Origin of the sequence: Janthinobacterium sp. AD80 (assembly GCF_002878455.1) — a bacterium.
In the GTDB taxonomy this organism is placed as follows: domain Bacteria; phylum Pseudomonadota; class Gammaproteobacteria; order Burkholderiales; family Burkholderiaceae_D; genus Janthinobacterium.
This window is the reverse complement of record NZ_NRDQ01000001.1, coordinates 48,341-55,651: the sequence shown is the minus strand read 5'-3', so window position 1 is coordinate 55,651 and position 7,311 is coordinate 48,341. Positions and strand designations below refer to the sequence as shown.

Here is a 7,311-nt window from a genome sequence, read left to right as displayed (position 1 = left end):
TCCACGAGCATGAGGTCTTGCGATCCCCCACTTTCATCCTTAGATCGTATGCGGTATTAGCGTAACTTTCGCTACGTTATCCCCCACTCCAGGGTACGTTCCGATATATTACTCACCCGTTCGCCACTCGCCACCAGAGCAAGCTCCGTGCTGCCGTTCGACTTGCATGTGTAAGGCATGCCGCCAGCGTTCAATCTGAGCCAGGATCAAACTCTTCAGTTTAATCTCTGTTACTTTGCCATTTTATTGGCACCGTCATTGCTGACGGGTCGCTCACTCAAAAAACTGACAGGCCACTACTTGCGTAGCGCCTATTTCATTATTTCTTGTGAACATTTGATATTTTAAGTTTTACAGCGATCCAAAGATCACTGCTGCACTTACATCAAATGCCCACACTTATCGACTGTTAATTGTTAAAGAACTGTATTCGGTTACTGCTTTCGCGCTATCGACAAAGCGTTGTGTTTGTCAGCTGCGAAGAAGGAAGAGTATGAAGCGTTTGCAGCATTTCGTCAACCTTCTTTTTTTCACCCTGCTTTACTCGGCATTTGCATGCGTCGTTCAGCGAGGGGGCGAATTATAGCCAAGCCCTGCACGCCCCGCAAGGGCTATTTTTGCCCCGTACTTGCCCCGTACTCAACTCCATGATCCTGGCACCGCAATTGCTTATATGCCTACATGCACCGACCACTGATGAGAGCAACCCTGGGCCAGGCAGCAACATTGGGGACAGCCCGGTTCGCTTTGCTTTGCTCCCATCTGTGACAGGTGCTACATTATGGAACACTCTCGATTCAAAAGAGCGCCGCAGTACAGGGCCCAACGGAGGCAACGAGATCATGTATCAACCGTCAGCTACTTACCGTAGCGCACCGTTTTCGTCCATCGCGGACGCGAACATCACACCGGCAGGACAGGACAACGTTCCCGTCATCATTGAAACGTCCCATCAGCGCTCAGTCGCCTTTGGCCTGTCTCCAACGGCCACGCCCGACTTTACGCCGGCGGGAAAATCCGACCTGTCCTTGCTGATCGAGCAAAACCGCTTGCTGCACACGCACGCGCTGCCCGCCATGGAAACCCTGTACCAGCAAATCGTCAACACCCACAATATGGTGATCTTGACGGATGCCAACGGCGTCATCGTCCACTCGCTGGGCGACGATGATTTTCTGGAGAAAGCCAACCGTGTTGCCCTGCAGCCGGGGGTGGCATGGTCCGAGCAAAGCCGCGGCACAAACGCCATCGGCACGGCCATCACGGAAAAAGTACCCACCCTGGTCCATGCGGACCAGCATTACCTGGCCGCCAATCATTTCCTCACGTGCTCCGCGGCACCGATCACCGACCACCGGGGCAACGTCATCGGCGTGCTGGACGTCTCGAGCGACCAGCGCAGTTTCCACAAGCATACGATGGCCCTTGTGCGCATGTCGGCGCTGATGATCGAAAATCAGCTGTTTTCCGCCACCTTCGAAGACGCCATCACCGTGCACTTCCATGCGCGGCCAGAATTTGTCGGCACGTTAATGGAAGGCATCGCCTCGTTTACACCGGGTGGACGGTTTTTATCCGCGAATAAAAATGGACTTGTTCCAGCTGGGCCTGTCATTTGCCGCACTGCAATCACACACTTTCAGCTCCCTGTTCGGCTTGCCCGTCTCCGCCCTGTACGATCACTACCGCACGGCAGTCCCCGGTTTGCTGAACCTGTGCATGCACAGCGGCGTGCGCGTGTATGGCCGTGCGCAGCTGCGTCTGGCTAACAGTGTCTTTCAGCAAGGCATTACCGCCGGTAGCGAGCACAGCGATATCAATGCCTTGCCGGCAGCGATTCCCGCCCCTGCCAGCCATGCGGCAAACGCCGCGCGGCGCCTGTCAGGTTTGCGCTATCTGCGCACCGGCGATCCGCAGCTGGAACTGGTGATCGAGAAGGTCAACAAGGTACTGGGGCGCGATATTCCCATCCTCGTCATGGGCGAAACGGGCACAGGCAAGGAACTGCTGGCGCAAGCCATCCACAACGATTCGCCACGCGCCATGGGGCCATTCATCGCCGTCAACTGTGCCTCGATTCCGGAAACCCTGATCGAATCCGAGCTGTTCGGCTATGAAGACGGCGCCTTTACGGGCGCGCGCAAGAAAGGCGCGATCGGCAAGATCCTGCAGGCGAATGGCGGCACCCTGTTTCTCGATGAGATCGGTGACATGCCGTTCGGATTGCAGGCACGGCTGTTGCGCGTGCTGCAGGAGCGCATGGTCACGCCGCTGGGCAGCAGCAAATCGATCACCGTCAATGTGGAACTGATTTGCGCCACGAATCACAACTTGCGCGAACGCATGGCCAAGGGCCTGTTCCGTGAAGACTTGTATTACCGCCTGAATGGCCTGGTGGTAAAACTGCCGCCGCTGCGCGAGCGCTCGGACTTGGACACGGTTGTGAAAAAAATCCTCGCGACGGAAGCGCCCGATACGCGCTACACGGTGGCGCCGGACATCCTGCGCATGTTCCACCAGCACAAGTGGCCAGGCAACTTCCGCCAGCTGACCAATCTGTTGCGCACGGCCATCGTCATGGCAGGCGACGAACACGAAATCTGTTTGCGCCACATGCCCGACGATTTCGTCGACGATATTGAGATGACGCAAGCACATGCCGTCAGCGCCAGCACGGACCGCATGATCGCCGCAGGCGCCAACCTGGAAGAAATGGAGCACAGCGTGATCCTTAAATCGCTCGATGCTCACGGCGGCAACGTCTCGGCCACGGCGCGGGCCCTGGGTGTGTCGCGCAACACCATCTATCGCAAGCTGCCGCATCTGAAATAGCCTAAAGCAGACGGGAAAAGCCGGGCGACATCTGGCGCCGGCCCTGCTTGTCGATGGTCATCAAGTCGACCCCATCCATCCGCGAGGCCATCGCATGCGCACGCGCCGTACCCGTCACCATGAAGGTCGTCGACAAGCCATCGGCCAGCAAGCCCGTGGGCGCCAGCACCGTCACGCTGGCCAGTTCACGCGGCGAATCGCCCTTCGAGGGATCAAAGATGTGGTGATGCGCGAAGTCAGGTGTAAACGTGCATTCGTAATCGCCCGACGTGGCCACGCTGCGCCCTTCCACTTTCACGGTGGCCGCCAGGATTTCCGCATCGCGTGGGTCCTGGATACCCAAGGTCCAGGGCCGCTGTGCGGCACGCTGTCCGCGGGCAATAAATTCACCCGTGTCGAGCAGCGCATGCCGCACCCCGCGCGCCTGTGTGGCCGCCAGCGCCATGTCCGCCGCGTAACCTTGCGCCAAGCCATTCAAGGTCAGCGCCATGCCGGGCCGGAGAAACCGCACTTCCCGGCTATCCCACGCCAGTTGCCGCCAACCTACCCGCGCCTGCGCCGCGCGCAGCAATGTGTCCGCCGGCAAGCTCGCCTCGTCTGCTGCGGCGCGAAACAGCTGCCACAGCGGCTGCACCGTGATATCAAATGCCCCATCGCTCCATTGCGACAAGGCTTGCGCCTGCGCCAGCACGGTCAACAGATGCGCATCGGGCCGGGCCAGGCGCCCGTCGCGGTTCAGCTGAAACACTTGGCTGGCGGGACTGTAAATGCTCATCAGGCGGTCGATATTGCGCGCCGCATGCAAGGCGTCTTCAATCGCCAGCTCGGCCTGCCGCTGCTCATGGTGCTGCACTGTCACGGCGATGGTGGTGCCAAACGCCAGCGCGGCCCCCCGGTACAAGCGCATGCCGGAGGCGGCAGGCGTACCACGCGCCATGCTCCCTGGCAATGACAAGCACCCCATACCAGCCACGCTGCCGATCGCTGCGGAAATAAACGTTCTACGCTGCATTGCTGCTCTCCTCTACCGTCGCGCGGACAATCGGGATAGTGCGGGCGCGCTTGATGTCGAGCATCAAGGGCGCGCATTTTTCATCGCTGGCGTAAATCACCACGCAATCCATGCATTGAAAACATTCACCGTAATCAACCTTGCCATCCGGCGCAATGGCGTGATATTCGCAACGGTGACGACAAGTCTGGCATGGCGTGCCGCATTCCTTGCGCCGGGGAATCCAGCTGAACAAGCGCACCCGCCCCAGCAAGGCCAGCGCCCCGCCAAACGGACACAGGTAGCGGCAAAAGAATTTATAGGAAACACTGCTGAGCAGCAGCAAGCCCACGGCATACGCGACGAATGGCCAGGCGCGCACGAAGTTCAGGGTAATGGCCGTCTTGAACGGTTCCAGTTCCACCAGCTTGTCCGTGAGCTGGCTGGAAAACATGCTGCTGGCAAGAATGGCCGCCAGCAAAACATACTTGATCCATTTCAGGCGTGCATCGAGGCGCGGCCGGATCTTCCACTGCGGCAAGCGCAGCCACTGGCCCAGCTTGCCCGTGAACTCCTGCAGGGCACCGAACGGGCATAGCCAGCCGCAAAACGTGCCACGCCCCCACATCAGCAAGCTGAACAGCACGAAGGCCCACAGGATCACCGTCATCGGGTCGAACAGGAAGAAGCCCAGGCCGCGCCCCGCCATCGCCGCCTGGATGGCGCCTGTAAGATTAACGATCGACAATTGCCCTTGCGCGTAGTAACCGATGAAGCCGATGGTAAACAACAGGAATACACGGCGGAACCAGAGGAATTGGCGGCTATCCCGCACCAGACGCTTCTGCCAGGCCAGCGCGCCGGCCAGCAGCGCCAGCCCGGCCAGCAAGCTCAACAGCTCTACTTTGCGGCCCGTCCACGTGCCGCGCCAGCTGGCGTCGCTGCCTTGCGGCGTCGTATGGAATCTGGCTGGCAGGCGGTAGCTGAGATCGACATTGCGCGTGATTCGCTCCGGATACACGATGCCCTTGCTGCGCGTGATAGGCAAGGAAAACGCCAGCGGACTGGCCGCATCCAGGCCCGCCTGGCTGATGATGCGCAATACGACGTTATTCTCCGTCGGCAACGACGCCGTGTCGGCCAAGTTCAATTCCAGGTCCAGGTCGCGCATGTCGATAGGCAAGCCATCTTGCTTCAGCAGCAGCCGGTCGGGTACCGTGCCGCGAACGAAGTCGTCCCCCAGCACGCTGTAGCGCCCGCGCGACAGGACAAGCATGGCGTGGTCGCCCTCGTCAAGCCGGTTGCGCAGCTTGTTCCAGCTGCGTTCCGTCAGCAGGTTGCGGCCCACGGACGGCACGGAAACATAGGCCAGGTAAAAGTCGATGAAGATGCCCTCCGGATCGCGCGCACCTTCCGCATCGAGGCCAGCGCCGGGACCGCCCGCAAACAGGGCTTCCACCGCCTTGTTACTCAGGCGCACATGCTGGATCAAGCCCTGCTCGAGCATCTGCGTCACGCTGAGTTTTTCGACTACCGCCATGCGAATGCGGGCGAGCTGGTCAGGATCGCGGCCTTGCGCAAAGCCCAGTTTTTTGCGCGACACTTTCAAGGCCGACGCCAGCACGCTCTGATTGATGATGCGCACGGATGCCGTGGCCTTCGACACGCCATCGATATCGGCATGGGTCGTGTCCGCCGCCCGCTTGGTGCGCGCACCGATGGCGATGTTCTGTTTCAGCGACAAATTCTTGTATTGCTGGACGAACTGGAATAACGGCGCTTCGCCGAGGCCGTCGAGAAAGACGGGCTCGTGATGAGACAACACGGCCACCTCAAGAAAACTGCCTTGTGGATTGATCGCGATCAACAAATTAACGGGAACGCCGGAAAAGCCGGGAATGGGCGCCAGGTCCACCGACTCGAATACATAGCCGACCAAGTCGGTGGCCGTGGCGTTTTGCTTGAACAATGGCCACACAGGCACATCCACTTCCTTGTCGCCCACGACCAGGGGCGCAGGAAAGCGCCGGACAAGCTCCGCTTTGGTGAGTACGCCGGCCCACGCCTGTCCCAGGATAAACAGGAATAGCCAGCAAGCGATGAATAACCGCATTGTCCTCATGCACCGTGCTCCGTGCGGCGCCGCAGTTTCCGGCGCCGCGTGCTGATAACTGATTAGAAGAAAATAATACCGCCCAGGGACACGCCATTCATCCTCGCTTCACCGCCCGCAAAACCTTTCGAACGCGTCTGGCCCAGTTCGCCCACCAGGGTGATCGCGCTGTTGAGCGAGTAGTACGCGCCCAGGGTCAGGTTGGCGTTCGATTTCAATCCCCCCGTGCCGGCCGTGTTGTCGTCGTTCTTGCTGATACCGTAGGACAAGCCCAGCTTCAGCTTGTCTGTAGTCTTGTACGTGCCTTGCAGCAGCCAGTTCTTCGACTTGGTATCGCCCTGGTCCGCATCGGACAAGATGCCCAGCCCCTTGCCGCCCTGGAAATTCACCAGCACGCCAGCCGGGCCCATCTGATACGAGCCGCCCACTTCCACGCCGCGCATGGTCAGGTCATCCACACCGGCCGTTTTTGAAGTGAACTTTTGCGACTTCACGCCCAGCCAGGCTTTCAAGCCTTCGTGCGCATACGTCAGTTGCGCCTGCATTTGCGGACTCGACTTCGAGGAATACGTCGAGCCTGCCACGATGGGGGTATCGGAGACGGGGCTGACCAGCGCCACGTCGGCGCCAAAGCCGCCCGACTTCGGCGAGCTGTACATGATCTGCCCATAGTTGCCCAGATAGGTGTAGCCGGCGCCGATATGGCCCAAGGTGACACGGCCGCGCTGCGTGGCCTGCACGGGCGCGCCCGAACCCAGCAAGGTCATGTCGGACAGGATCGCATTCGCGCCAAACATGCCGTAGTCGCGCCCCAGCTTGAAAGTGCCCATGTGTTCGTTGCCAAATGTGAAGAAAGCCTGGCGCACATCGACCACGCTGTTCTGGCTGATGGCGCTGTCCGTGGCCGTCGAGTTGTAGATGCCGATCAGGGCCTTCACGTCGTACTCGCCCAAACGCGATGAAGCCGAGGTGATCAGGCCGTTCGGCAGCAATCCATTGCCGATGGTGGTGCGGTCTTTTTCTCCGCCGCAACCGAGCGCCTGGCCGCCCAGCGCCAGCCCGCCCACGGCATCGCCCGAACACGACACTTGCGTGTAGTAGGCGTTGACGATGCCGCCCACCGACACGGTCCAGTCGCCAGCCTTGATATCGACGGCGTTCGCCTGTCCCATCGCTGCGATTGTCATGGCCCCCAGGCTCCCCAGCTTGATGAATGCATTCATGTTTTCTCCCCTTTTCTTCTGTGTTTTTAGTGTGCACACCAGTGATTGATGTAGCTCAATCCTTGGCAATAAGCGTGCCCAGCAAAGCACCGGGGGAGAGCAGAAAAATTGGCGCTTGACGTGTATAGCAGCGGATCAATGCTGACGAACAA

At 59.8% G+C, this 7,311-nt stretch carries 3 protein-coding genes, 1 rRNA gene and 1 pseudogene; 1 reads left to right on the top strand and 4 read right to left on the bottom strand.

All coding sequences use genetic code 11. The annotated features are described in order from the left end of the window. Positions 1-222: ribosomal RNA gene (locus JaAD80_RS00235) — 16S ribosomal RNA — on the bottom strand; the annotation flags it as partial. Positions 223-842: 620 nt separating this feature from the next. Between JaAD80_RS00235 and JaAD80_RS00230 the strand changes: the two are divergent. Next, positions 843-2,832, top strand: a pseudogene (locus tag JaAD80_RS00230) (sigma-54-dependent Fis family transcriptional regulator). A 1-nt stretch (position 2,833) separates the two neighbouring features. On the opposite strand, the gene JaAD80_RS00225 reads toward JaAD80_RS00230, so the two are convergent. The 3 genes from JaAD80_RS00225 to JaAD80_RS00215 all read right to left on the bottom strand — a co-directional run bounded on the left by JaAD80_RS00225 (position 2,834) and on the right by JaAD80_RS00215 (position 7,159). Further along, the gene (locus JaAD80_RS00225; RefSeq protein WP_258002748.1) at positions 2,834-3,769 is read right to left on the bottom strand and encodes an FAD:protein FMN transferase; all 936 of its coding nucleotides are present in this window, start codon (positions 3,767-3,769) and stop codon (positions 2,834-2,836) included. A 64-nt stretch (positions 3,770-3,833) separates the two neighbouring features. Continuing rightward, complete coding sequence (locus tag JaAD80_RS00220; protein WP_258002747.1) at positions 3,834-5,936, bottom strand: 4Fe-4S binding protein; 2,103 nt, start codon at positions 5,934-5,936, stop codon at positions 3,834-3,836. 62 nt (positions 5,937-5,998) lie between these two features. Then, positions 5,999-7,159, bottom strand: coding sequence for a porin (locus JaAD80_RS00215; RefSeq protein WP_258002746.1), 1,161 nt, complete (start codon positions 7,157-7,159; stop codon positions 5,999-6,001). Positions 7,160-7,311: the final 152 nt, after the last annotated feature.

Coding starts and splice junctions, on each gene's coding strand:
- JaAD80_RS00215 (WP_258002746.1), bottom strand. CDS start 7,159: ATGAATGCATTCATCAAGCTGGGGAGCCTGGGGGCCATGACAATCGCA.
- JaAD80_RS00220 (WP_258002747.1), bottom strand. CDS start 5,936: ATGCGGTTATTCATCGCTTGCTGGCTATTCCTGTTTATCCTGGGACAG.
- JaAD80_RS00225 (WP_258002748.1), bottom strand. CDS start 3,769: ATGGCGCGTGGTACGCCTGCCGCCTCCGGCATGCGCTTGTACCGGGGG.